This window comes from Microcoleus sp. BR0-C5, from assembly GCF_036705045.1.
Taxonomy (GTDB): Bacteria; Cyanobacteriota; Cyanobacteriia; order Cyanobacteriales; family Microcoleaceae; genus Microcoleus.
Window position 1 is genome coordinate 26,628 of sequence record NZ_JAUBTR010000039.1, and the last position, 25,431, is coordinate 52,058.

General features: G+C 45.0%; 17 protein-coding genes, 1 other RNA gene and 3 pseudogenes. 8 read left to right on the top strand and 13 right to left on the bottom strand.

Annotated elements, in window-relative coordinates; translation table 11 throughout:
• Window positions 1-11 precede the first annotated feature (11 nt).
• The 4 genes and pseudogenes from QUB08_RS19000 to QUB08_RS19015 all read right to left on the bottom strand — a co-directional run bounded on the left by QUB08_RS19000 (window position 12) and on the right by QUB08_RS19015 (window position 5,135).
• Window positions 12-842: an SWIM zinc finger family protein gene (locus QUB08_RS19000; RefSeq protein ID WP_333226166.1), complete on the bottom strand. Its 831-nt coding sequence runs from the start codon at window positions 840-842 to the stop codon at window positions 12-14.
• Window positions 843-938: 96 nt separating this feature from the next.
• Window positions 939-4,217 carry a DEAD/DEAH box helicase gene (locus tag QUB08_RS19005; RefSeq protein ID WP_333226167.1) on the bottom strand — a complete coding sequence of 1,093 codons (3,279 nt, stop codon included), beginning with the start codon at window positions 4,215-4,217 and terminating at the stop codon, window positions 939-941.
• 213 nt (window positions 4,218-4,430) lie between these two features.
• Window positions 4,431-4,565, bottom strand: a pseudogene (locus QUB08_RS19010) (Uma2 family endonuclease); the annotation flags it as partial.
• A gap of 63 nt (window positions 4,566-4,628) precedes the next feature.
• Complete coding sequence (locus tag QUB08_RS19015) at window positions 4,629-5,135, bottom strand: hypothetical protein (RefSeq protein WP_333226168.1); 507 nt, start codon at window positions 5,133-5,135, stop codon at window positions 4,629-4,631.
• Between the two features lie 290 nt (window positions 5,136-5,425).
• On the opposite strand from QUB08_RS19015, the gene serA reads away from it, so the two are divergent.
• Window positions 5,426-7,009 carry a phosphoglycerate dehydrogenase gene (serA, locus tag QUB08_RS19020; protein WP_333226169.1) on the top strand — a complete coding sequence of 528 codons (1,584 nt, stop codon included), beginning with the start codon at window positions 5,426-5,428 and terminating at the stop codon, window positions 7,007-7,009.
• A gap of 184 nt (window positions 7,010-7,193) precedes the next feature.
• A complete protein-coding gene (gene prmA, locus QUB08_RS19025; RefSeq protein WP_333226170.1) occupies window positions 7,194-8,084 on the top strand; it encodes a 50S ribosomal protein L11 methyltransferase in 891 nt (296 codons plus the stop codon).
• Between the two features lie 73 nt (window positions 8,085-8,157).
• Here the strand turns inward: prmA and QUB08_RS19030 are convergent, their stop codons facing one another.
• Both QUB08_RS19030 and trxA read right to left on the bottom strand, forming a co-directional pair.
• Window positions 8,158-8,736, bottom strand: coding sequence for a hypothetical protein (locus tag QUB08_RS19030; RefSeq protein ID WP_333226171.1), 579 nt, complete (start codon window positions 8,734-8,736; stop codon window positions 8,158-8,160).
• A gap of 159 nt (window positions 8,737-8,895) precedes the next feature.
• On the bottom strand, window positions 8,896-9,213 hold the full coding sequence (gene trxA / locus QUB08_RS19035) for a thioredoxin (protein ID WP_333226172.1): 318 nt from the start codon (window positions 9,211-9,213) through the stop codon (window positions 8,896-8,898).
• A 73-nt stretch (window positions 9,214-9,286) separates the two neighbouring features.
• Here trxA and fabG point away from each other — a divergent pair, with 73 nt between their 5' ends.
• A complete protein-coding gene (fabG, locus tag QUB08_RS19040; RefSeq protein WP_333226173.1) occupies window positions 9,287-10,051 on the top strand; it encodes a 3-oxoacyl-[acyl-carrier-protein] reductase in 765 nt (254 codons plus the stop codon).
• A gap of 105 nt (window positions 10,052-10,156) precedes the next feature.
• Here the strand turns inward: fabG and QUB08_RS19045 are convergent, their stop codons facing one another.
• Together QUB08_RS19045 and QUB08_RS19050 are read right to left on the bottom strand one after the other, a co-directional pair.
• A complete protein-coding gene (locus QUB08_RS19045) occupies window positions 10,157-10,612 on the bottom strand; it encodes an HD domain-containing protein (protein WP_333226174.1) in 456 nt (151 codons plus the stop codon).
• Between the two features lie 206 nt (window positions 10,613-10,818).
• Window positions 10,819-11,539 (bottom strand): annotated as a pseudogene (locus QUB08_RS19050) (IS1 family transposase).
• Between the two features lie 71 nt (window positions 11,540-11,610).
• Here QUB08_RS19050 and QUB08_RS19055 point away from each other — a divergent pair.
• Window positions 11,611-11,724: pseudogene (locus tag QUB08_RS19055) on the top strand (IS1 family transposase); the annotation flags it as partial.
• Between the two features lie 190 nt (window positions 11,725-11,914).
• Here the strand turns inward: QUB08_RS19055 and ssrS are convergent.
• Together ssrS and QUB08_RS19065 are read right to left on the bottom strand one after the other, a co-directional pair.
• Window positions 11,915-12,102: non-coding RNA, 6S RNA (gene ssrS, locus QUB08_RS19060), on the bottom strand.
• Between the two features lie 50 nt (window positions 12,103-12,152).
• The gene (locus tag QUB08_RS19065) at window positions 12,153-13,415 is read right to left on the bottom strand and encodes a 5-(carboxyamino)imidazole ribonucleotide synthase (RefSeq protein ID WP_333226175.1); all 1,263 of its coding nucleotides are present in this window, start codon (window positions 13,413-13,415) and stop codon (window positions 12,153-12,155) included.
• A gap of 338 nt (window positions 13,416-13,753) precedes the next feature.
• Here QUB08_RS19065 and purD point away from each other — a divergent pair, with 338 nt between their 5' ends.
• Complete coding sequence (purD, locus tag QUB08_RS19070) at window positions 13,754-15,034, top strand: phosphoribosylamine--glycine ligase (protein WP_333226176.1); 1,281 nt, start codon at window positions 13,754-13,756, stop codon at window positions 15,032-15,034.
• A 170-nt stretch (window positions 15,035-15,204) separates the two neighbouring features.
• The gene (locus QUB08_RS19075) at window positions 15,205-17,370 is read left to right on the top strand and encodes an ATP-binding protein (protein WP_333226177.1); all 2,166 of its coding nucleotides are present in this window, start codon (window positions 15,205-15,207) and stop codon (window positions 17,368-17,370) included.
• 117 nt (window positions 17,371-17,487) lie between these two features.
• On the opposite strand, the gene QUB08_RS19080 is transcribed toward QUB08_RS19075, so the two are convergent.
• Window positions 17,488-18,846, bottom strand: a complete 1,359-nt coding sequence (locus tag QUB08_RS19080) for an O-antigen ligase family protein (RefSeq protein ID WP_333226178.1) — start codon at window positions 18,844-18,846, stop codon at window positions 17,488-17,490.
• Window positions 18,847-18,880: 34 nt separating this feature from the next.
• On the opposite strand from QUB08_RS19080, the gene QUB08_RS19085 reads away from it, so the two are divergent.
• Window positions 18,881-20,311, top strand: coding sequence for an SLBB domain-containing protein (locus QUB08_RS19085; RefSeq protein WP_333226179.1), 1,431 nt, complete (start codon window positions 18,881-18,883; stop codon window positions 20,309-20,311).
• A gap of 222 nt (window positions 20,312-20,533) precedes the next feature.
• On the top strand, window positions 20,534-22,564 hold the full coding sequence (locus QUB08_RS19090; RefSeq protein ID WP_333226180.1) for a polysaccharide biosynthesis tyrosine autokinase: 2,031 nt from the start codon (window positions 20,534-20,536) through the stop codon (window positions 22,562-22,564).
• Window positions 22,565-23,055: 491 nt separating this feature from the next.
• On the opposite strand, the gene QUB08_RS19095 is transcribed toward QUB08_RS19090, so the two are convergent.
• Both QUB08_RS19095 and QUB08_RS19100 read right to left on the bottom strand, forming a co-directional pair.
• Window positions 23,056-23,955, bottom strand: a complete 900-nt coding sequence (locus QUB08_RS19095; RefSeq protein ID WP_333063140.1) for a S1 RNA-binding domain-containing protein — start codon at window positions 23,953-23,955, stop codon at window positions 23,056-23,058.
• Between the two features lie 99 nt (window positions 23,956-24,054).
• Window positions 24,055-24,801 (bottom strand): dienelactone hydrolase family protein, encoded by a 747-nt coding sequence (locus tag QUB08_RS19100; RefSeq protein WP_333226181.1) that lies wholly within the window; start codon window positions 24,799-24,801, stop codon window positions 24,055-24,057.
• Between the last annotated feature and the right edge of the window lie 630 nt (window positions 24,802-25,431).

Genomic DNA, 25,431 nt, shown 5'->3' on the forward strand with positions numbered 1-25,431 from the left:
ATTGTCAAATTTTACAGTTTATTCTTAGTTTTCACCCGCAAATACAGCTCTTCCATCGCCTCAATAAACGAACCATCCTTGTGCCAAAACGGTGGAAAATCTCCCTGTTTCTTCACCACGATCGCACTTACCCCACTTTGCACCCCCACCTCAATCGTCTGCGGCAACCGCTTCGCACCATGCCAAAACTCTTTCAGGCTCACCGTTTGCGCCTCACTGGCGATCGCCTGCGTGTAATAGGAATCCACCGCCACAGGGGCCGCTGCATCAGCCGTCAACTCCGCCGCCAGCGCCATTCCCAAAGGCGTTTTTGCTAATTCGCGGTGCAGCACTTCCTTAGAAAGTCCGCGCAGTTCAAACAGTAAAAATGGATCTTTGTCCAATTCTGCTGCCACCAAATAATAAACTCCGGCAATATGTTTGCAGGGATTGCTATAGTCTGGGCAAGAGCAAGTGGTTTTAAAGTCCTCACGGCTGCTGGGTAAAAGGTGCAATCCGAGGGGTGAAAAAGCCTTTTCAATATTGTCGGGCATTTCGTTGAGCAGCAGCCGAGAAATGAAGCTGGCTTTTGATGCCATTTGGGCGATCGCCACTTTCCACTTTGCCTGACTAATCGGCTCAAACTCAATTTTAGTTTTGTACAGAGGCTCCTTATAAACCCCAAAATAAGGATTAACCGAGCCTCTCACTTCTGCCATCACTAACCCATCATTCATGCCAAAGCTTTTTACCTTGCCGTTTCGTGCATAGGAACGTCCCCGTCCGAGTCGCCCCGAATCGGTAAATTTTTCCAGCCCATCGATAAATTTATTGCCCCACCAAGTCCGAGTAAATTGTGACATAAGCTGTTCTGCATTTAAATTGTATATTTCGATGACAATCAAAAATCCTCTCCCTCTCTCCCCCTCTCCCCCTCTCCCACTCTTATGTTGTTTCTCCTAATCTAGAACCGCATTTTTATTGAGCCTAATTAATTTCTTAAATGCCTCATTATCCAACTCAGTTAACCACGACTCATCCGCACCAATAATTGACCCTGCCAATTTCTTTTTGTCCTCAATCATTTGGTCAATCTTTTCTTCCAAAGTGCCAATTGCCACAAACTTATGCACAAACACATTTTTTTGCTGTCCGATCCGAAACGCCCGATCCGTTGCCTGATCTTCCACTGCCGGATTCCACCAGCGATCGAAATGGAACACATGATTGGCTTTTGTCAGCGTAATTCCCACGCCGCCCGCCTTCAGTGACAGAATAAATACCGAAGGTTCAGACTCTGGATCTTGAAACTCTGAAATCATCCGTTCCCGTTTTTCGCGACTGGTTCCCCCGTGGATGTAGTAAGTGTTGTAATGTAGCGTTTGTTTAATATATTTTTCCAACGCGCTTCCCAGTTCTGTAAACTGCGTAAATACCAATAAACTTTCGCCTTCTGCTTTGACTTCCTCAATCATCTCGATCAGCCGTTCCAATTTGTGCGATCGCTCTGGTGTAAACTCACTTTCATCTTGCAAAAACTGGCGCGGATGGTTACAAATTTGCTTCAGCTTCAGCAGTGTCGCCAAAATCATCCCCTTGCGCTTCATCCCTTCCGTCGCGTCAATTTCTTGTTCTACCTCTTTCACGATCGCTTCATAAAGCGAAGCTTGCTCGCGGGTAAGATTGCAGTAGAGCTTTTGCTCAACTTTGTCGGGGAGATCCTGAATAATCGACTTATCGGTTTTCAGACGGCGCAGGATAAAAGGTTCTACTAATTTTTTGAGCGCTGCCGATTGCGTGCGACTCCCATGTTTTTGAATCGGTAATTCAAACAACTTCCGAAACTGCGTCTCTTTACCCAGATAGCCCGGATTGAGGAAATTAAAAATTGACCATAAATCCAGCAATCGATTTTCCACGGGTGTTCCAGTCAGCGCCAACCGATGGGTAGCAGGCAACTTTAAGATCGCCTTTGTTTGCGCCGCTTTCGGATTTTTAATATTCTGCGCTTCATCAATTACCACGCGATGCCACGCTACGCTGCTCAACAGCTTCTCATCTTTTCGCACCAAGGTAAAGGAAGTAATCAACATATCGCAACCTTGGACGGCGGCTTTAAATGCTTTGGCATCTTGCAAACGTTGAGGGCCGTGGTGAATCAGTGATCGCAATTCTGGAGCAAATTTTTCCATTTCCTTTTGCCAGTTACCAACTACGGATGTGGGCGCAATTAGTAGCGTGGGTAAAACCGCATTTTTTGTCGCTTTTTCTGTCTCTTTTGTAGTAGATAAAACTTCCCGCTCTTGCAATAATCTAGCAATTACCTGCGCCGATTTACCCAAACCCATATCATCGGCAAGGCAGCCATTTAATCCCAAACTTTCCAAATAACTCAACCAAGAAACGCCGCGCTTTTGGTAATCCCGTAACTTGCCCTGAAACTTTGCTGGATCTGCAATTAACTCTAGCCTACTTTTATCGTTCAGCTTCTCCAACATATCCGACAAAGCCCGATCGCGCTCAACCTCCAACTGTTCGCTCGCTTCTCCTTCTGCCGTCAACTTCATAAAGTCAATCAGGCTTAAATCGGGGTTTTCTTGGCGATGTTTTTTCCAAAACTCCAACATCTCCTGCATCTTGTCTTTGTCCAGTTCCATCCATTGTCCTCGGAACTGCACCAGCGGTGTTTTGCTATTTACTAACGCCTGCCATTCTTGTTCGCTAACCCGTTCACCCCCGATCGCCAATTCATACTGATATTCCACCAAGGAGTCTGCCGAAAACAATCCCTTGCCCTTGATTGCAGCGCTCTTGCTGCCCTTCCCTTTGACTTGCAGGCGAATCTTCGCCCGCTGCCGTCCCTTCGGCGTCCACCAAGCGGGGACAATCACTTTGTATCCGGCATCTTCTAATACCCAAGCGGACTCGCTGAGGAAGGTGAAGGCATCATCTAAGCTGAGGGAAATGTTAGCAGGTTCGTCGGTTTCTAACCCTTGCCAAAGTTGGGGATAAATGCGGGCAGCGTAGCCGAGATTTGTCAGCAAATGTTGCTCAAAGTTGTCTCCGAATTGTGTTTGCAACTGTTTTTGTTGAGTCGATCGCGATCGCCAATAATCCTGCAACGGCATCCGCAGAGATGGGTCTTTTTTCGCAGCCACCTGAAACTCTAAAACCCAAGCCTCTTCAGGTTGTTCGGGCGATTGTAGTTGAAAGCAGAGGGAGAATGAGTCAGCAGATTGATTGCGCGTAATGCGATCGCGCCAGGTTTGCCATTGCCGGTATTGTTCAAGGCTTACTGGCGCGATTTTTCGTGTTTGGTTGAGGCAGATTTGGAGTAAAGAATCCGCAATCTTATTTTCAAACGATGCTGGGATGGGGGTTTGAGTGACAATTTCCGCGATCGCACACTCGGAAAAATGCCGCAGCAACCGTTCGCGATCGTAGAACTTTGGTGTATCTTTTAGCTGGATCTTCCGAAAACCGGACACACAAACTAAAGGCATCCATTCAACATAGCGTTGTAAATCAGTTTCGTACTGTGTTGAAACAATTTCCCATCCCGGATAAATCTCAAAGCTGGGTGCAATTTTGGCAGGTGTTTTTGGAGTTTTTGCAGTTGTTTTGGTTTTTGTCTCGCCCGCTTTCTTACGCCCGCGCGTGGCTTTCTCAGCGGGTTCGGATGTTTCGATGGGTGCGATCGCGATCGGAGCAGTTTCTCGATAGCGCAACGCCGGAATATAATGATCTTTCAGAACAATTTGCTTAAAATTTTGGGTGTAGTGATACCAAAATAGCAAGTCTGAACCAAACTGAACTTCTGCTAAATCGTAGATGGCAATAAAATGTAAATCATTCAATACTTTAGTCAAAGTGTGGGTGGCAATGGACACACAATTAACTTCCCAATACTCCAACTCAAATGTTTCGGGTAACTCTGTCTCTAAATATCGCGCTAGTTCTAAAGAGGGCAACGGCTGGTTGTCTGCAGTGGGCAGTAAAAAATACCGAGGGACGATCGCGTATTCTCGCCCCATCGCACTTGTATTGCTGACTGCTGACAGTTGAATCCCGGCTTCTTTCGTTAGAAACTCTCTTAACTGTGCCGTCTCCAATTGTCGGGGATGAACCTTAGCAGGCTGTTTTTTCTTTTGAGTGGTTTCAACCCAAAGACAAAAAGTTCCAGGTTGAATAAAATTCTCTTCTGCTTGAGGAATCCAAGTCCCGTGGAGGATTTTCATAGGTTATACCATCAATTAGCGGGAAAAGATAAGACGGCGGTTGAAAGAGACTGTTGGCGAATTCGCAGGGGGTGTTACCCATCACCTCTGGGAGGCAGTATTTCCGTTCACTATTGGTAGTTTATGGCTATATGGTCAATTTGACATTTAGTCTAGAACCACTATTTTTAGGGGTGAGGGGTGAAGCCATTTATTGATTCGCCAACAGTCTCTAATAATTAATCCTCCACTAGCAGTCCGCTCAAATCTCAAATCCCGGTTGTCTATACACAACTGAAAAAACTGCTCGTCGGTTAATTCCAGCGTTAATTCTAGGGGAGAATGTAGGGCGATAGTTTGTGATTCCATAACTGCCTCCAAATATTACACGAGTCAACAGTCAACAGTCAACAGTCAACTGTTAACAAACAACTAAGTCTCTGTATAACCTTGGATATTTTCCGGTTTAAACTGCTGCAAAATCTTCGCAGCTTTCCCAGTCAAATCATCAGTACCCTTAACCGCAATCAAATATTTACCCGCATTCAAACGGTTGCGGTAGGGCAAAGCATCGCCACTACCAAAAGCCATACCGCCCGCGCCTCCAACAAAAACACTGCCCATCGCAGCGGCGATCGCACCGAGTACACCACCGATCGCGTGATCGCCAATTTCCCCCGCCCAGGCAAAAGTCTTCAACTCAGTAATCAAGCTGAAAGTAACCCCAGCAATAAAGCCAAAGGGAATCAGCCAAATAGCCATGAGTTTAGCTTGTTTCTTCGCTTGCTGGTTCGGGTCGATCAAGCCAAATTCATCAGCAGTTTTGTAGCCGCGGCCCAAAATACTCACTTGCTTCATAGGCAAGCCTTCTTTCTCCAGAGCACAGTAGGCAGCTTCGGCTTGCATTCGATCGGGCAGTACGGCGATAAGATAATTCATTAGAAAACAATTCCTGATAGTTAGGCTGGAATAGCCAAAGTCTATTATAGCCCGAAAAGACATACTAGCTAAGCACTTGGGGGATTTTCAGACGGTCAGAGAGTCCGATCGCCCGCAAAGCTAAAATATTTCATGCAAAAAACGGCCGACCTTGACCGAATACAGATACAATTCAAACTGCACAAAGGCAAGCTTGAGCTGAGCTGTTAGATACTGCTCTAAGTCATAAGTCTCAACTTTGAGCTCGCCAACGCTCAGTCTATTTTTACTATTGCACTCAATTGCTTGCTATGCCTAAAGTTCTAGTATCCGATCCGATCGACCAAGCCGGAATTGACATCCTCTCCCAAGTCGCGCAAGTTGACGTAAACACAGGACTCTCAGCCGAACAACTGGTAAAAATTATTCCAGATTACGACGCTTTAATGATCCGTTCTGGCACCCAAGTTACCAAAGAAATCATAGAAGCTGGCAATCTACTCAAAATCATCGGCAGAGCCGGCGTCGGCGTAGATAATGTCGATGTACCCGCCGCTACCCGCAAAGGAATTGTAGTCGTCAATTCCCCCGAAGGCAACACGATCGCCGCCGCCGAACACGCGATCGCCATGATGCTCTCGATGTCCCGCCATATCCCGGAAGCCAACGCATCTGTCAAAGGTGGTAAATGGGAACGCAACCGCTTTATCGGGGTAGAAGTTTACAAAAAAACCCTCGGCATCGTCGGTTTGGGTAAAATCGGCTCCCACCTCGCCGCCGCAGCCAAAGCAATGGGCATGAAACTGCTGGCCTACGATCCCTTCATTTCGACCGAAAGAGCCGACCAGTTGGGCTGCCGCTTGGTAGAACTCGAACTGCTGATGCGCGAATCCGACTACATCACCCTGCACATCCCCAAAACGCCGGAAACCCTGCACTTAATTAACGCTGAGGTGCTGTCGAAAATGAAGCCCACGGCCCGGATTATTAATTGCGCTAGAGGCGGCATCATCGATGAAGCAGCCCTGGCAGAAGCGATAAAATCAGGCCAGATTGCCGGTGCAGCGATCGATGTTTACGAACACGAACCGCTTGAAGCTGATTCTCCGCTGCGGAATGTCGGCCAAAACATCGTGCTAACGCCCCACTTGGGAGCATCCACAGCGGAAGCTCAGGTGAATGTGGCGATCGACGTTGCCGAACAAATTCGCGATGTACTGTTGGGATTGCCGGCGCGATCGGCTGTTAACATACCAGGAATTTACCCAGACTCGATCGAAAAACTCAAACCCTACCTGCAACTCGCCGAAACCCTCGGCAACCTCGTCAGCCAGCTAGCCGGAGGCCGAGTCGATTACCTCAACGTCCAACTCCAAGGCGAATTGGCCAGCAACCAAAGCCAGCCCGTAGTCGTCGCCTCCCTCAAAGGCCTGCTCTCCCAAGCCCTGCGAGAGCGCGTTAACTACGTCAACGCCAGCATTGAAGCCAAAGAACGCGGAATTCGCGTCGTCGAAACCAGAGACGCCTCAATTCGCGACTACACAGGCTCTCTGCGCCTCTCCGCCAAGGGAACTCTCGGCGAACACACCGTGACAGGTGCAGTGCTCGGCGAAAGCGAAATTCGGATTACCAGTGTTGACGATTTCCCAGTCAACGTTTCCCCCACTCACCATATGCTGTTTACCCTGCACCGCGATATGCCGGGGATTATTGGCAAAATTGGTTCCCAATTGGGCAGTTTTAATGTCAATATTGCCAGTATGCAGGTAGGCCGTAAAATCGTGCGAGGCGATGCGGTGATGGTTTTGAGCCTCGATGACCCTCTACCAGAAGGGATACTGGCGGAGATCCTAAAAGTTCCGGGAATTCGGGATGCTTACACGGTAAATCTTTGACGGATTTTGGAGTTTAGATTTTGGATGCCAGGGCTGATAATTGGTAATGGGTAATTGGTCATTGGTAATTGGCCTGAAAGCGGGAATTTTTCTATTAGCCAATCCTCCTTCCTCACTCCCCACTTCCCAGTCTCCAGTTCCCCTGGCCCCATCTAAAATCTAAAATCTAAAATCTAAAATCGTTATGGCACATAGCTGGTGGGAAATTAGAATTCTTTGCGATCCGGCGCTGGAAGATATCATCTTTTGGCGTCTGGAACGATTTAACTGTCGGGGAACTGCTACTGAGATCAAAAGCAATTCCTGCCTGATGTCGGCTTATTTGCCCGAAGAACAGGCAGGATTGCTGGATTTGGCCGCTTTGTCTCTGTGGCTGCGTCAAGATGCTCTGTGTGCAGGTTTGCCCCTACCTGCGATGCAGTGGGATTTGATTGAAGACGAAGACTGGGGCAGCACTTGGAAGGAGCACTGGCAGCCTCAAGAAGTGGGCGATCGCTTTTTAATTAATCCGGCCTGGCTGCCCCCACCGACTGATACCGATCGCGTCATTTTGCGTTTAGATCCCGGTGTGGCCTTCGGTACCGGTGCTCACGCTACTACTCAACTTTGTCTGGAGTCGCTGGAAATGCGGCTCGGTTTTGATGACAAAGAGTGCGTAGTTGCTGATATCGGCTGCGGATCGGGTATTTTGTCGATCGGCGCGGTGTTGTTGGGCGCTACAAAAGTTTATGCTTTGGATACTGATCCTTTGGCAGTGCGATCGACCATTAGCAACAGACTACTCAACCGCGTTAATTCTCAGCAGTTGGTTGCAGAGCTCGGAAGTATCGATCGCTTGAAAGAAATGGTAGATGAGCCGATCGACGGTTTGATATGCAACATTTTAGCAGAAGTAATCATTGATTTAATTCCGCAATTCACTGCAATTAGCAAACCGACTACTTGGGCCGTGCTCAGCGGCATTTTGCTAGAACAAGCTAAGCCAATTGCTGACACTCTCGAACAGCATGGCTGGATTGTCGCTACTCTGTGGAAGCGCCAAGATTGGTGTTGTTTTAATATTCGGCGTAGTTAACAATATGGTAATTGCTAATTCCTAATTGCTAATTGGTAATTTTGAATTCATGTTTCATCTTTGGGAAGTGAATTTATTTAAATAAATGTCGCACCTGAAAATAAACCGCGCCAGCCCAGTAAAAACCATTCACCAAAATCAACAACGTTTTTCCAACATAAGAATTAACAAAACCAAAAACGCGGTAAGTTGACAGCAGCACTAACAACATTTCCACCACAGAAACAATTGACCCGTAGTGCTTCCTATCCCAATAAGAAAACGGACTGATAAAACGGTAATTGCTGAACGGAAAAAAGTGTCGGTGAGCGTCGTCATTGTGGACAGGCAAATCTCCCAGAGAGTGCAGTATCATGCTGATAAACAAAATTTGCACACTGTGCCAGCCAAAGTAATAAGCAATTAGCAAACCAATAACCGCAAGGGGAATTGAATGAAACAGAGCCACAATATCTTGCACAAAAGGCTCATAATATGCTTTTGACCAAATTGTAGCTGCGGGCAAGCGAGCAATGTATTTCGCCCAAACGTAAAATAAAAATATCGGAATATCCGGCAAAATTCCGCCGATCGCAATAATGAGATTAGCTTGCGGCAGTTGCGGTTTGCCGAGAATTGCCAGATTGATAATAGCGTGGCTGGGAGTCTTCATCAGTAGGGTGCGTCAACTAGGATTATCTTATTCATAATTGATCAGATATTAGACATCTCCCATAATTGTTGTAAAACAGGCATCCTGCCTGTTCTTGAATATCTTTTTGGGAAATGTCTATTGGCTGACGCACCCTACGTGTGAGATAATTGACTCCGGTTACAAGTAAGGTTGCACTCGATCGATCAACTGCGCCGCTTGCACCACTCCCTCAATGCGATCGACCTCAGCGCCATTTTTGAACAACACCAAAGTCGGCAAAGCATAAATGTGATGCTGCGACGCCAACTGTTCGTACTTATCGGTGTCAATTTTGACAACCATCAGCTTGTCTTTCATCTGACCACTCACTTGTTCCAAAATCGGTGCCATCATCTGACAAGGCCCGCACCAAGTAGCGTAAAAATCTACCAACACGGGCAAGTCAGAGCCCGATAGTAACTCCTCAAAACTGCTGAACTGTTTTTGAACTGCCATAAGACAAAATAATTTTTTGGGTTCTGGCTCGATTTTAGTGCAAAATTCTCTGGTAGATTGCGAGGATACAATTATGGAATTATTACCAGAGACTTTTCAGAGATTGCGGGGTCAAGTTGCTGTCGTGACCGGTGCGTCGCGGGGAATCGGCCGCGCCGTTGCTTTAACCCTAGCAGCAGAGGGCGCTAAAGTCGCCGTAAACTATGCGAGTTCGAGTGCTGCTGCTGATGAGGTGGTAGCAGAAATAGTCGCTGCTGGAGGAGAAGCTGTGGCACTTGCAGCAGATGTCTCGAAAACTGAGGAAGTAGATTTACTCACCAGTAATGTCATGGAAAAATGGGGACGGATTGACATTTTGGTGAACAATGCCGGCATTACTCGCGATACTTTACTATTGCGGATGAAGTTGGAAGATTGGCAAGCGGTAATTGATTTGAATTTAACCGGCGTGTTTTTGTGTGCGAAAGCTGCCAGTAAAATCATGCTGAAACAGCGAAGCGGCCGAATTATTAATATTGCTTCGGTTGCTGGGCAAATGGGCAATCCGGGACAAGCTAATTACAGTGCGGCGAAGGCTGGGGTAATTGGGTTTACTAAAACTGTGGCGAAGGAGTTGGCGAGTCGCGGGATTACTGTGAATGCAGTCGCACCGGGTTTTATCACTACAGATATGACTAAGGATGTGAAGTCTGATGAGATTTTGAAGTATATTCCCCTGGGGAGATATGGGGAAGTTGAGGAAGTTGCCGGGATGGTCAAGTTTTTGGCGGCAGATGCGGCGGCGGCTTATATAACCGGGCAGGTTTTTAATGTGGATGGGGGGATGGTGATGGCTTAGATTTGGGGATTTTTTTAACCGCAGATATCGCACAGGTAAGATGCCCAGATATCGCACAGGCAAGATGCCTGTGCCACGATGAAGGCGGATATCTGCGGTTAATAATTACTTTAAGGGGGCACGCAACTGACTGAGGACTTTTTTGTATTTGGCAATGCGTTGAAAATCTGCCTCTGTTGGATTGGCGATGCGACGAATATCAAGGTTATGAGTAACATCAGCGATTTTGACTCGCAATGCGATCGGGTTGGCAATCACACGTTCTAAATAAGCTGCATAAGGTTCTCCTTCTATTTTGGTAATCGCCGCGATCGCCGAGACTAACACTTCAGGAAAACCTTCGCTTCTAAGTTGCTCAAGTGTAAGTTCAGAATCTTCGACAGCATCGTGTAGAACCGCTACGATTTTCTGCTCTAGAGAATGTACATTTTCCATCACAAATAGCGGATGATCTAGATAGGGATTGCCTGCCTTATCAACCTGCCCCTCATGAGCTTTTGCTGCGATCGCGATCGCCCGCTGTAGTAATGATTCGTAATCTGAATTCGTATTTGATAACATCCTAAAGAATTTCTCTATTAAAGTTTCAGTCCCCTCGCGGGGAAAACGTAGTAGGGGAGTTTTTATTTTAAATATTCCTGCAACCATTTCCCAGCCATCTGAGTACCTTCCCCTGCGTTGACTTTCTCGAAATCGGTAGTGCCCTGAAGGAAAGGATCAAGACGATAAAACAAAACCGAATTCAAAAAAAAGTAGGCATTAGCGAGTTATAAACTAGCATTATAATGATGCACAAAACTCCAAATTGCAGCCCGATGATTTTCCAATTTCTAAGAGTTGGATAAGCTCTTTCTCACCAACCCTTGATACTCGTTGTCGAATGGTGCAGTTAAATCGCTCGATATAGCTGGTACAACCACTATCTTTGTCTACACTATAATGACGTTTACTGGGCAATACAGAATCATAAGCACTCCAATGGTCAGTATAAATTACAGCACATTGACGGTAAACAGGTGGCATGGAATTCCATAAGGCACTCTTCTGATACTGCGCTACGATCTCCAATATGTACACCAACAATTTCCCTAGTCTGGGCATCCAATGCAAGCCAGACCCACTGCTGATTGCCTTTATTGTCCACAAACGACCATAACTCATCCATCTGAACATTCAGGCGCTTTTTTGGCTTGGTACTCCGCGACACTTGCTTCTCTTCAACAACAGCTCGGGCATTTACGTACCGCTGCACTGTATCTTCTGACACTTGTAATACCTGAGCAATTCCGGCTTGAGAAATACGTTCAAGTAGCATCCGCTGCATTAAATCTTGTTGTTCTTTCTCCATAGCTTTCCACGCGGGATTTAGAACAAATTGACGACCACATTCTCGACATTTGTAGTGAAAGTTTACCATGCCGAGTCTGACCATTACGACTAACTTCTTCGCTCGTCACAATTGGGGCAAGAATTAATTTCTACTGTCATATCACCAATGGCAAACACTTCTCTCTAATAGTAGCTTAAGTTTACTCCATCCTTTCCTTCAGGGCACTACCAGAATATCTAGATTGGTGAGAAAAACTCTTTCATTCTCCAAAAAACTCTCCAATCATATTGGGGCTATTTGGTATTTTATTCATGAGTATAACGCCAGTTTATCTATCAATTAAAACGCTGGATTTTCATTGCTATGCAGGACTACCTCTCCTTGAATTCATCTATTACTTCAATTACACAATGGCTAAACCCTTCAAATGGGCTTATTCGGGCCAAGCATTGAAGCAATAGTCAATGGTAGGTTAACTCCCGCCTACCTCTACTAGCTATATTTCACAGCGCCTATCTCAATCAAATTTTTAATGGCTCCCCGCAACGCCGTCTTACCTCAGCTTTTGACCTGGTATTTTACCAGGTGGGTACCGTTGGCTCGGACTTAAAGTTTCTGGGTACAAGCCCAGTTTACTGCTGTCCAAACATCTTGATTCCCGAGAGTTAAGAGTTATAGATCAAAAAAACATTATTGGCAGTCACCAACGTCGCAGTAGAACCTTTATTTAATATATACCAACTAACCTGATTTTGGCAAGCTTCGAGCAATTTAACTTGCATACCAGATAGATTCAACGGTTTGAGCGATCGCCAGTGCTTGCGATCGCCCCTGAGCCACCTTGTCCGCGTCGAACACAACTGTAACGTGACCGAGTTTGCGGCCTGGACGCGATTCTTTCTTACCATACCAATGGACAAAAGCACCGCTAATTTGTGCCAGTTGTTTTCTTTTTGCTAAATAATCGGACTGGGCCGACTCGTAGCCTAGCAAATTTACCATGACAGCGCCTGCACATTTCAGAGCCGAATTACCTAAAGGCAGTTGACAAACTGCGCGCAAATGCTGTTCAAATTGTGAAGTTTCACAGGCATCGATGGTAAAATGTCCCGAGTTGTGGGTGCGGGGTGCAATTTCATTGACTAACAGCTTATTATCGGTGGTTAAAAATAATTCAATGCCGAAGACGCCGACAGCTTGCAAACTGTTGAGGAGAGTGCGGGCGATCGCACAAGCTTCAGTTTTCACCTCTAAACAAATATCAGCGGGCGCAATCACCAGATGACAAACCTGATTTTCCTGCTGAGTTTCCACGATCGGATAAATCGCAATTTCCCCATTTGCCGATCGAGCTGCAATCACAGCCAACTCGCGATCGAACGGCACAAACTCTTCCACTAGCAAAGACTGACCTTGGAGTTTAGCACGAATTGACTCCAAACTCCCCCGATCCTTAACAATAAAAGTACCTTGGCCGTCATAACCGTGGCGGCGAACTTTGACCACAAAGGGAAAGTCGATCGATCCTGCCTCCGAGTCTCCTACAATCTGCACGCTGTCGGAAACAAAAATTTCCTGAAAGTTGATCGCCACCGCCTTAAACAATTCCGGGGGCAAATCCGCGCTGCAATCCCATTCCCAAAACCTCGGAGTTGGCAAACCCAAACCTTGTAAATAACAGCGCTGAACGTACTTATCCAACAAAGGAGAAAGCGACGACAAACTCGGCTGAAATAACACACCTTGCTCTTCTAGCGGTCGCAAACCATCCAAATCCACAAACTCATTTTCAAAAGTAATAACATCGCAACCAGCCGCCAATTGAGCCGTAGCCAAAACATCATCAACAGCAGCCAAAACAGCACCAGCAGCAACAGAAACTGCCGGATCGGTAGCATGGGGAGTTTGTACTACCAATTCAATACCGAGCGCCCTAGCAGCCTCCCCCATCATCGAAGCTAGCTGGCCGCCGCCGACAACGCCCACCCGCTTAAATTTGACAAACGAACTCGCAGCGGTTGGATTTGATTTCATGTGAGTAAAATTCCGCAAAGTTAACCAGCCTATCTTATCGCTATTTGGCCCTGGCTCAATTACAGTAATTGCAGAGTTAAAAGCCCGAAAATAGTTTTAATTGCATGATTAAATCGAGGCAGAACCCCGAAAAATTGGGCAGCTAAAGTCTTTAATTATTGCACGCTCTCAGCCATTGAGAAACAGCCGTCGAACCCCACTCCTCCAGAAAAGTGCCACATCTAGCAATTCCCTAGCGCCAAGCATGGCATAATTGACAGCACTGCAAAAAGCAGATAGACAGATGCCAACACTGAAAATCAGACATTCAGGGAACAAAATTTATAGGTGAGGATACTGTGAAAGTTTTAGTTGTGGGAAACGGAGGTCGCGAACACGCGATCGCAAAAAAACTGCTAGAATCTACGCGGATTAAACAAGTATTCTGCGTACCGGGCAACGGCGGCACAGCTACCACCCCAGGCTGTCAGAATCTGTCGCTCAACATCGACGACTTCCAAGGCATCGAACGCTTTGTGATGGTCAACAACATCGGATTAGTCATCGTCGGCCCCGAATTGCCACTATCGCTAGGCATCGCCGACTATTTCCAACAGCGAAAAATGATGATTTTCGGCCCCACCAAAGCCGGCGCCCAAATTGAATCGAGCAAATCCTGGGCTAAAGAATTGATGCTCGAAGCAGGCATCCCCACACCCAAAGCTGCCGTATTTACAGACGCAGAAGCAGCCAAAGCATACGTTCTGGAACAAGGAACCCCAATAGTCATTAAAGCAGACGGACTCGCATCAGGCAAAGGAGTCACCGTTGCCACCACCGTCAAAATGGCTCACAGCGCCATCAACACCATTTTCCGAGGCGAATTCGGCACCGACAACATCCGAGTCGTCGTCGAAGAATTCTTAACAGGTCAAGAAGTCTCGATTCTCGCCCTCACCGACGGCATCACAGTGGAACCGTTGCTGCCGGCCCAAGACCACAAAGCTATCGGCGAAGGCGACAAGGGAGCCAACACCGGCGGTATGGGAGCCTACGCCCCAGCCCCCATTGTCACCCCGGAACTCATGGAAAGAATTCAAGAAGAAATTCTCGAACCCACCCTCGCAGCACTGCAAAAACGCAAAATTGACTACCGGGGTGTACTCTACGCAGGTTTAATGATTACCCCCGACGGAGAACCCAAAGTCTTAGAATTCAACTGCCGTTTCGGAGATCCCGAAACTCAAGCGGTTTTGTCACTGCTGGAAACTCCTTTAGAGGATTTGGTGCTCGCCTGCTGTCAGCAGCGTCTCGGTGAATATTCTATTAGCTGGAAGTCGGGGGCCTCTGTTTGCGTAGTTTTGGCTTCTGGGGGCTATCCTGGAAGTTATCAAAAAGGCAAAGTTATCACAGGTATCGAGGAAGCTGAAGCCAAAGGAGCAGAAGTGTTTCACGCCGGCACCCAGTTGAAGAACCAGCAGTTGGTGAGCGACGGTGGCCGGGTTTTGGGCGTCACTGCGACGGGAGAAACTTTGGAACAAGCTATCTCTAAAGCTTATGCAGCAGTTGATTGTATCCAATTTGAAGGGGTCTACTGCCGTCGGGACATCGGCCGCCGAGCTCTGGGCGATAAAAATTAGGAATGGCGACATCGGCCGCCATCCGAAAGCCAAGCAATCTCAAAGTAGAAATGTAACAATGAAGTTTGGTATCTCTGCGGTGGCGGTAGCGGACAAGTCGCAGCAGAAAATTCGATCGGGAGCCAACTGAATTGATCTTGCTTTTAATATTGAACTGGTGAACTGGTGAAATGCTGGCCATACTAAACAAAATCGGAGAAATTATTGCCCGCTGGTGGTCGGATTTTACCCTCCAGACCCGCCTGATGGCCGGTGCTACCCTCGTAGTGTCGTTAATTATGAGCGGCCTGACATTCTGGGCCGTGAATACTATCCAGCAAGACGCCCGACTTAACGATACTCGTTACGGCCGAGACCTCGGCCTGCTGTTGGCGGCAAATGTGGCGCCGCTGATTGCCAAAAACGATCGCTCCGAAGTCGCCCGCTTTTCCCGCCAATTTTACAGCAGCACCTCCAGCGTTCGCTATATGCTTTACGCAGACGAAGCGGGAGATATTTTCCTGGGGATACCCTTTTCGGAATCCGAGGTGGAGACTTCCCTGACACTGCGCCGCCAGATCAAACTTCCCGATAATTTTCTCGCCGATATTGAGGCGAGAAATTTAACTTCTTTGCCTTTGGTGCGGCAGCATTTGACGCCAGATGGAGAAGTTACCGATGTATTTGTGCCGTTAATTCATGAAGACAAATATTTGGGAGTTTTGGCGATCGGCATTAACCCAAATCCCGCAGCAGTTATCTCTTCAAATCTGACAAGGGATGTCACTTTAGCAGTATTTGTCACTATTTGGGTGATGGTAATTTTGGGAGCTGTATTTAATGCCCTGACAATTACTCAGCCGATCAAACAATTAGTTTTCGGGGTCAAAAACATTGCCAGCGGGAATTTTAAGCAGCGAGTTGACCTGCCTTTAGGGGGAGAATTGGGTGAGTTGATCGGCAGTTTTAATGAAATGGCCCAGAAACTCGAAAGTTATGAAGAACAAAATATTGAAGAGCTGACAGCGGAAAAAGCTAAGTTAGAAACTTTGGTATCAACGATTGCTGATGGCGCGCTTTTATTAGACGCAAATTTGCAGGTGATTTTAGTTAATCCGACGGGGATGCGGATTTTTGGATGGGAAGGCAAAAATGCGCTCGGAGTAAATGTTCTGAACATTTTGCCTTCGGAAGTGCAGCAGGACTTGGCTAGACCTTTGCAGGAAATAGCTGCAGGCGATCGCGAAGGCGGCGAATTTCGCATCTCGATGAGCGAACCAGTTAACCGTACAATTCGGATTGTTTTAACTACAGTCATTCTGCACAAAGCGCCCGGTGCCGAACCGCTGTGCAGAAGCTGTATCCGCCATGAGGAAGATACCTGTACCGAACCACAACGCCCGGTAGCTGTAGAGTGTACTTTCTACGAGCAAACCTCCAAGCATCAAGGTTCTGGAAATTACCGGGAAAGTCTCAAAGGCATTGCAATGACAGTGCAGGACATTACTCGCGAAGTAGAACTCAATGAGGCTAAAAGCAATTTTATCAGCAATGTTTCTCACGAATTGAGAACACCTTTATTTAATATCAAATCTTTTATCGAGACTCTCCACGAGTACGGAGAAGACCTTCTAGAAAGTGAGCGCCGGGAATTCCTAGAAATTGCCAATCGAGAAACCGATCGACTAACTCGTTTAGTTAACGACGTGTTAGACTTGTCGCGACTGGAATCCTGCCGAGTTTATCACTTGGAAGCTGTTGACCTCCCGCAAGCTGTGGAACAAACCCTGCGGACTTATCAGTTAAATGCTAAGGATAAAGGCATTGAATTAGAGCAAGAAGTTGACCCCTATTTGCCCCCTGCTTTAGGTCATTACGATTTGTTACTGCAAGTATTTGCAAATTTAGTAGGAAATGCCTTAAAATTTACTCAGTCCGGCGGCAAGGTGGCAATTCGAGCGTATTTGCTAGAGTCGGAGGCGCCCACCCACAAAGACGGTCAATCCGGGAAGCAAAACTTGTCACCGGATGCCAAACATTTTCCGGTAGTGCGGATCGAAATTTCTGATACTGGAATTGGCATAGATCCTGAAGACCAACAAGCAATCTTCGATCGCTTTTTCCGGGTAGAAAACCGAGTACACACTTTAGAAGGAACGGGATTAGGTCTTTCTATTGTCAGAAACATTATTGACAAGCACCACACTAAAATTAATTTAGTTAGCGAAGTTAATGTGGGTACGACTTTCTGGTTCGACTTGGCAGTTTATCAGCCGAAACAAACAGTAGAGATAGAAAATTCTTGGCCAGTGGAAGCAACGGTGGAGAGTGAAACAATTGCGAGTCATATTCAGTGATCCCACTTAATTAAACGTAAAATGCGATCGGTGTTAAAGCCCCGACTTCTTTAAGAAGTCGGGGATATGCCTATTCTGTTTAAAGATTCTCCTAATAGGCCTGACAAAACGCTGACATCATCCCTGTGGATTATCCTTAGCTGTCCTATCTAAGCTCAATTTTACCGATAAAACTACATACCAACACCAATAAGTACCAACCCCCAATAGTCCCCCCTCTGTCAAATTGGTCATTAGCATAAATGTTAATAAATACAAAGGCAAACCTGACTCTGGAAAACTTTCTTTAACTAGGTACTTTATACCTCTAAATATATTATTAAAAAATGACCCAATAAACAACAATAATCCTGCCCAACCCAGTTCGCAAAGTATATCAAGAAAACCATTGTGAGAGTGGGGTGGCACAAAACCCGATTTAACTACCATAATTCCGTAGGCTGGGTTTTCCAAGCCACGCCAAGGCTGCCAAAATCCTGCCATTCCATAACCAAATAGGGGATGATTTTGATTAACTCGATCAATAATTAAAGGCCAAAAATCGGTTCTACCCGTTAAAGTCATATCTTTGTTCAAACCATCCACAATAATAGCCTCTAAATTATTTAACACCAAAATACTTATACCTATACTCCCCACCAAAAATAAGATAAAGCAGAGAAAAGCCCATTTAACAGGTAATTTTTTTAATAGTGCTAAATAACTCCACAAACTGATTAATACTATTGTCAAAATCCGACTAGCACCACTACAACCTTTTTGCAATCCTACTAACGCTATTAAAGTTATAAATAATGATAAATATCGATATTTACGCTCTTTAACAGCATATAAAATCCATAAAGAAGCTGTATTAGCCATTTGAAAAGAAAAAGGGTTTTTATGGCCAAAAACTCCTGTCCAACAACCGTCCAGTGCTGGACTTGGTTTCACAACTCCCCATAAAGCTAATAAACCTGTTAGCCATCTCAATAATCCATAAATTTCTAACCAACTATACACTTTCCCTACATAAATAGAAACCAGTGTTACTCCCCACATAGCAAAAATAGCCCGAAAAGTAATTTCAGGAGTTTCTGACCACAAGCCAGACAAAGTCATAATCAACAAAAACAAACCTAAAAAAATGTCTCCTGCTATCCATTTAATTACTACATAAACTGCTTTTTTAGTAGTTTTAGTTAATCGGGGAAATAATATTAATATCATGGTCCCATAAATGGCAATTTGACCAATAATCGTTGGGGGTGTACTTTCTAAATTGTATAAAACTTTAGGATGGAGTTTGGTAAAGGGCATCGCTATGAGCCCCGAACCACCAGTGATGGTAAAAAAAAGTATCCCCACAAAAATCTTTTCTAATGTGAGACCCAATTTGGGATGACGTGCGACTAAAATATAAATAGTCACACAGAGGACAACCGCTAAACAAAAAAGCATCAACGCAAACATCGGCACTCTTAAAATCTCTTTCATGGCTTTACCTCTATCATCAAATTTGTTACTACCTATGAAATGGCTTACCGTTCCTGCCTTACAAGTGCCACTACTGGCGCTGGTACTCACTCTCTCCTACCCTCAAACCAACCTCGCTCAGTCCCCAGCCCCCACAATAAGCATTAATACTGACTACTATCTAGGTGGTGGAGACAATATTAGAATTGATATCTACGATCTGCCTCAGCTTAGTGGGGTGTATCAAATTCCCGCTGGGGGAGCTATTCAAATCCCGGTTATTGGTAGTATTTCCCTTCAAGGATTAACTTTAGACCAGGCAGCCCAAGTTATCACTAGAGCTTATGGCCGGGTCGTAAAAAGACCTTTAGTTACCATCAGCTTACAAGCTGCCCGCCCGCTCAATATTTGGTTGTCTGGTGAAATAAGTCGTCCCGGATCCTACTCATTGCCCCTAGCTAATGGAGGTGGAAATACACCATCAGTTCAGTTTCCCACGCTTCCTCAAGCTTTAGAAAAAGCTGGGGGTGTTCGAGCTAGCGCTGATATTCGACGAGTAATTGTGCGGCGTCGGCTCACGGCTAACAAAGAAATAACTATCACTTATAATCTGTGGGATTATTTACAAACTGGTCAGAGCAGCCAAGATATCACGTTGCGAGATGGAGATCAAATCTTGGTTCCCCCTCAAGAAACTATTAATTTAGCAGAAACAAATCAACTTAGTGAATCTAATTTTTCTATACCAGCAGAGCAACCCCGTAATGTCTCAGTATTCGGAGAGGTGAAGCGTCCGGGTAGATATGTAGCCATTGGTGGTGATACCCGAAATGGTGAAAGAACCAGCGGACAACCGACCATCATTCGAGCTCTACAACTAGCTGGTGGAATCACATCAATCGCTGATATTCGGCAAATCCAACTCCAACGTTATACTAGAAGTGGCCAACAACAAATTAGAACTATTAACCTCTGGCAATATTTGCAAGAACAAGATACCTCTCAAGATACTATACTACAAGAAGGGGATATCATCTTTGTCCCGACAGCGACGGCGATCGACCCCGGAGAAGTTTCTGTTCTAGCTACTGCTAGCTTTGCTCCGGCGACTGTGCAAGTGAGCGTTATCGGAGAAGTCAATACTCCGGGTGGACTCAAATTACCTCCTAATACTACCTTAAATCAAGCCATTATGAGTGCGGGGGGTTTCAGACAAAATCGCGCTAACTCTAGATATGTGGAACTGATCAGGCTGAATCCTAATGGCACTATATCCCGATCGGAAGTACCCATTAATTTGAATCAAGGAATCGACGCTCAAAGCAATCCACTGATTCAAGATAATGACATAATTATAGTGGCACGATCGAGGAATGCTATCTTGGTAGACAACATTAACACTGTTCTCTCACCAGTTAATAATATTATTGGTGGAATTCTCGTTCCCACCCGACTCATAGAGCTACTCAGACTATTCGGAAATTAGGAATTAAATAACATTTTTGCTATGGATAAAAAACAGTTGTCTTCCCTCAAGAATGACCTTAATGGTCAATATTTGTCTGCTCCCTCCGCTAATTACCTAGCTAGTACCCCAGCAGAGGATGACCAAGTTCTTGATATGAATTGGGTACTAGCTGTCGTCAAACGTCGCCTTCTGGTGATGGGCATAGTAGCTGCCAGCATAGCTACTTTAAGCGGTAGTTTCGTGCTCAAGGCTTCCCAAAAATCTATTACCGAGTATGAAGGAAAATTTACAGTTTTAGCAGAACCCATTACGGCTGACAATCGCCTATCAAAGCTCTTGGTTCAAGCTCAAAATAACAGTTTAGGCATCACAGACTTAAACAAAATTAAATCCTCAGCGGAAGAAGGTTCCTCGGTGGATTATCAAAGTTTATCGCGGGTTTTAAAAAGCCCCGAAGTGTTACTACCATTAGTTAATAAGTTGCAGAAAAAATATCCCAAGTTTGACTATAAAAATCTCAACAACCGCTTGACGATCCAACGTGTTACTTTCTTGCGAGATGGGAAGCAGGGGGGTACTAAGCTCGTAGATATTAGCTACCGCGATCGAGATCCCAAGCGCATCCAATATGTGCTGGATGAAACTGCAAAATATTACCTAGAATATATGGACCAAGAGCGTTTAAAAGTTAGCAAACAAAGTAGTGATTTTATTGACCGACAAATGCCACCACTCCAGCAGAGAGTCGATAAATTGCAACAAGAATTACAAATGTTAAGGCTTCAGTATAACTTTAATCAACCCGAACTACGCAGCCGCAGCCTATCAGATCAGCTCGATAATTTAACTAATCGTCGCTTAGAAGTGCAAGGACAACTGGCAGAAAGTAGGCTTCAATATGAAAGCTACAAAAAAAGAGCGTTAACGGGCGATAATCGTTGGATTGTTGATATTAGCCCCAAATCCTATGAAAATTTAATTAGCAAAGTAAATGAAATAGAGTCGCAATTAGCTTTAAGCTCTACTCAATTTTATGAAAATAGCCTTCCCATTCAATCTTTGCGGGAAAAGCAGCAAAGTTTGCGTGATTTAATCAAAAAAGAAGCTGATACTGTCCTCTTGCAGATGCAATCACAACTAAAACAGTTGGAAGCTCGCGAGCGATTGATAACTAATAGCCAAAATTTACTGCAAGCAAAAATCACTCAAATGCCCCAAGCTCAACGTCGCTACGATGACCTACAATTAAAACTAGAACTAGCTAAAGATACTCTCAAACTATTCCTAGAAAAACAAAAAGCTTTACAACTAGATGCTGGTCAAATTGATGGCTCTTGGCAAATTATATCTAAACCACAGTTAATCACAAACGAAAATGGTGATCTTTACCCAGTAACAGAAAAACCAACCCGTCGCCACTTAGCAATCGCGCTCGTTATTAGCACTTTACTAGGCATTGCTATAGGTTTCCTAGTAGAAGTTTTAAATACTGTTTTCCATACTCCCGAAGAAATTAAATCAGCAACTAAACGCCCTCTTTTGGGAGTCATTCCGATCGCCAAAGCGATGAAAATTAAATCTCGTAGAGGTGAAAGTGTTCCCGCTAAATTCACTAGCGTAAGTTCAAATACTAACAGTGCAAGCTTAAAACGAATAATAGTTTCAAATTACAAAGATTTTCCTGTGGTAGAGGCATTTCACTACTTATACACAAATATTCAATTATTAAATGCGGAACACCCAATAAGTTCTTTAACCATCACTTCGACTATTAAAGGTGAGGGTAAGTCCACTGTAGCACTTTATTTAGCTAAAACTGCTTCTGCTGTTGGTAAACGAGTATTATTAGTGGATGCTAATATGCGTGTGCCTCAACTGCACACATACATTGGCTTATCAAACATGAAAGGTTTAAGTAATGTTTTAAGTTCGGATTTAAGCTTAAATGAGGCTATTCAGCGATTACCCGACGATGACAATCTTTTTGTCCTCACTGCAGGTACTATTCCCTCTGATCCAATTAAATTACTTTCTTCGAGAAAGATGCACTATTTAATGGAACAATTCCTAGCCTTATTTGATTTAGTAATTTACGATACGCCACCTTTAATTGGTTTAGCAGACGGTCATTTACTAGCCTCTCAAACTGATGGTACAGTGCTGATAGTGAAAATAGAAAAAACCGATCGCGGTCTGGTCAACAAAGCTTTAGATCAACTAAATGTAGCCGATTTTAAAGTATTGGGAGTAGTAGCTAATGGGGTTAAATAAGGAACGCTAAAAGGGAGTTATAGCCTTTTGAACTCTCATATGAGGTACTCATGGGCATAGGCCTCCGTGGGCATAGAGCATAGGCCTCCGTGGGCATAGGGCATAGGCCTCCGTGGGCATAGGGCATACCTCACTTTTTTGAGAACCGCTATAGATAGTCAAAGGAAGAAGTAAGACAATTTTTGATTTTTGATTTTTAGTTGGCGATAAGTATTAACTTACTGGATAGGGGTTTGGAGTTAGCCTATATAGCAATCCTTGGAGGAGTCGTAAATTTTTTACCCCACCCCAACCCTCAGAGCGGGTTCGGGGAGGGAGTAAGAATTTTACAAATGATGGGAGGATTGCTAGAGTGGGATTTTTTTGGGAAACTGGTATAAGAAGTCGATGTAAAATCCCAAATAAGTAAATCAACTTAATTAAACGTAAAACGATCGCACTCTTACAACCCCGACTTATTAAAGAAGTCGGGGTTGTAATTAGATCAAGACTTAAGAAAGAGTCTTTCTAGCACGTTCCGATCGCTCTTCTGCCGTATCCATAACATCCGCCATTTTATCCACCATTTCCCCTGGGTAATTTTCTAGTACTCGAGTAGAAAGTGAAATTCGGCCGCGACTTTCATCGAGGTCAACCACGATCGCTTTCAGGGGTTGACCGGGAGCAAACACCTTTCCAAGGTTATCAATATATTTTTGGCTAACTTGCTTGATGTGCAGCAAACCGCTAACTCCTTCCAAGTCCACAAACACGCCAAAAGGCTTGATGCTGCTGACTTTTCCTTCGACCAACTGACCAATTTGCAAATCCTTGAAGGCATTCGATTGAGTGGCCATCCGCTGGGAAAGTACGAGTTTTTCCCGTTCGCGATCGACCTCCAAAAAATTAACGCTCAAAGATTGACCGATCAGCGATTCTAGGTTATCGCGTTCCACTAAGTGCGATCGGGGAATAAAACCGCGCATTCCCTGAACATCTACAGTCACGCCGCCCTTATTCGCCCCAGAAACCCGCACCTGAAGAACTTTACCGGTTTCCTGCAATTCAATTAAATCTTCCCAAGCTTGCTGAATTTGTAACTGCCGCAGAGACAAGGTAACTTGGCCATCTGCATCTTGTTCGCGGATAATCAAAAAGTCCCGTTCCTCGTCCAGCGGAACCACTTCCGACAAATCCGTTACTGTTCTCAAAGCAGCCTCTTCGATCGGCAAAAAAGCCGAAGACTTGCCGCCGATATCAACATACGCGCCGTTTGAGTCGTACTCGAACACTTTGCCGCGCACTACTTGTCCCTTCTGGAACTCATAATTGTGCTGTTCGAGGGCTTTAGCAAAATCATCCATTGAAAAGGATGCTTTTGCGCTTTGAGAACCTGTAGATTTGGAATTCATGTCAGTTTAGTTGTCAGTTGTCAGTAATTTAGTTGGCAGTCGTCAGTAGAAAAAATTTTCCCACTCTCCCCATCTCCCTATCTCCCCATCTCCCACTCTCTAGGCTGGTTGAAGTTGCTGATGAAATAGCTGCTTCACCTGCACCCACGAGTCGGCTGCTGCGGTAGCGTCGTAACTGCCGCGGTGGTCGCAGAAGAAGCCGTGATCGGCATTGTAGCGGAAAATTTGGTGAGAAATACTGTGTTTTTGTAATTCTGCGGCGATTTGGTCAACTTGTTCTAAGGGAATGCTGGCGTCTTGAGTGCCAAAAAAGGCGTAGAGAGTGCCTTTAATGTCTGCTGTGCGGGCGATCGTGGGGCTTCCGCCGCCGGGGGTTAGAGTGGCGATACCGGCGCCGTAGAACGACGCTGTAGCCTTGATTTCGGGCAAAGTAGCGGCGAGGTAGGCGACGTGTCCTCCAAAGCAGAAACCGATGCAGCCAAAACCTTCTGGTTTGACAGAGGGTAGAGTTTTGAGGTAATCGATGGTGGCTTGGATATCGCCGAGAAGTTCGGAAGCTGTAGTTTTTTCTTTGTATTCTCTGCCGATTTGGATGGCTTCGAGGGTGTAGCCTGTTTCAAAGCCGGGGGCTTGACGCTGGTAAATGGCTGGGGCGATCGCCACATATCCTTCTTTTGCTATTCTTTCAGTAACTTCGCGGATGTGCGAGTTGACGCCAAAGATTTCTTGAATTACGATAACTGCGGGAAATTGTCCTGGGGAGACTGGCTGGGCTAGGTATGCAGCTATTTGCAAATCTCCATTAGGAACTGTGATATTTTTGGTGCTAATTTCGGCTTTTGTCATAGGTAGTTTTAAGGTAAATGCCACTCTACTAATTTTAAGTTAATTTGGGGAATTTTTCGGCAAGTAGCCAATAATATTTTTTGCAAAATAGAAGCATAAATACCGCAAATATGGTAGGTAAGAATTTGCTATTTATTGAAGGTTTAGCTTTGGCTGAATAAGTCGGGATGGATAACTCCTAGCAATTAAAATCACATTTCAGCAAAATTAAATTTTAATCTGTGATTTGCTCAAACATGGATTTTGATAAACCTAGATTTTGGAACATTTTATCTGGCTTTTTAGTAAAATTTTTTAGATAAGTGTATAACTCGATTAGCGATTAAACATGAGCTAAGTTTTTTTTTTAAAGATATCGGAGTGGTTTTTAAATCCATTTGTTTTTTGCTGGGCGGAATCCTTGTGTTTTTTTGGTAATTTTAAGTATTCTTTTAGGGCTATATTGCCCTAGGTTGTTGGTTTTTCCTTGAGCTTCCCTTTAGGGCAGTGGATGTAGTATAGTGTGTTTGAGTGTGCTCAATTGAGTGAGACTGAGTATGGTAAGTTACGATCTTTAGGATTGAGATTCTGACTTGACGATACGTAAGAGTGTGCTGAATTGAGTGAGACTGAGTATGGTAAGTTACGATC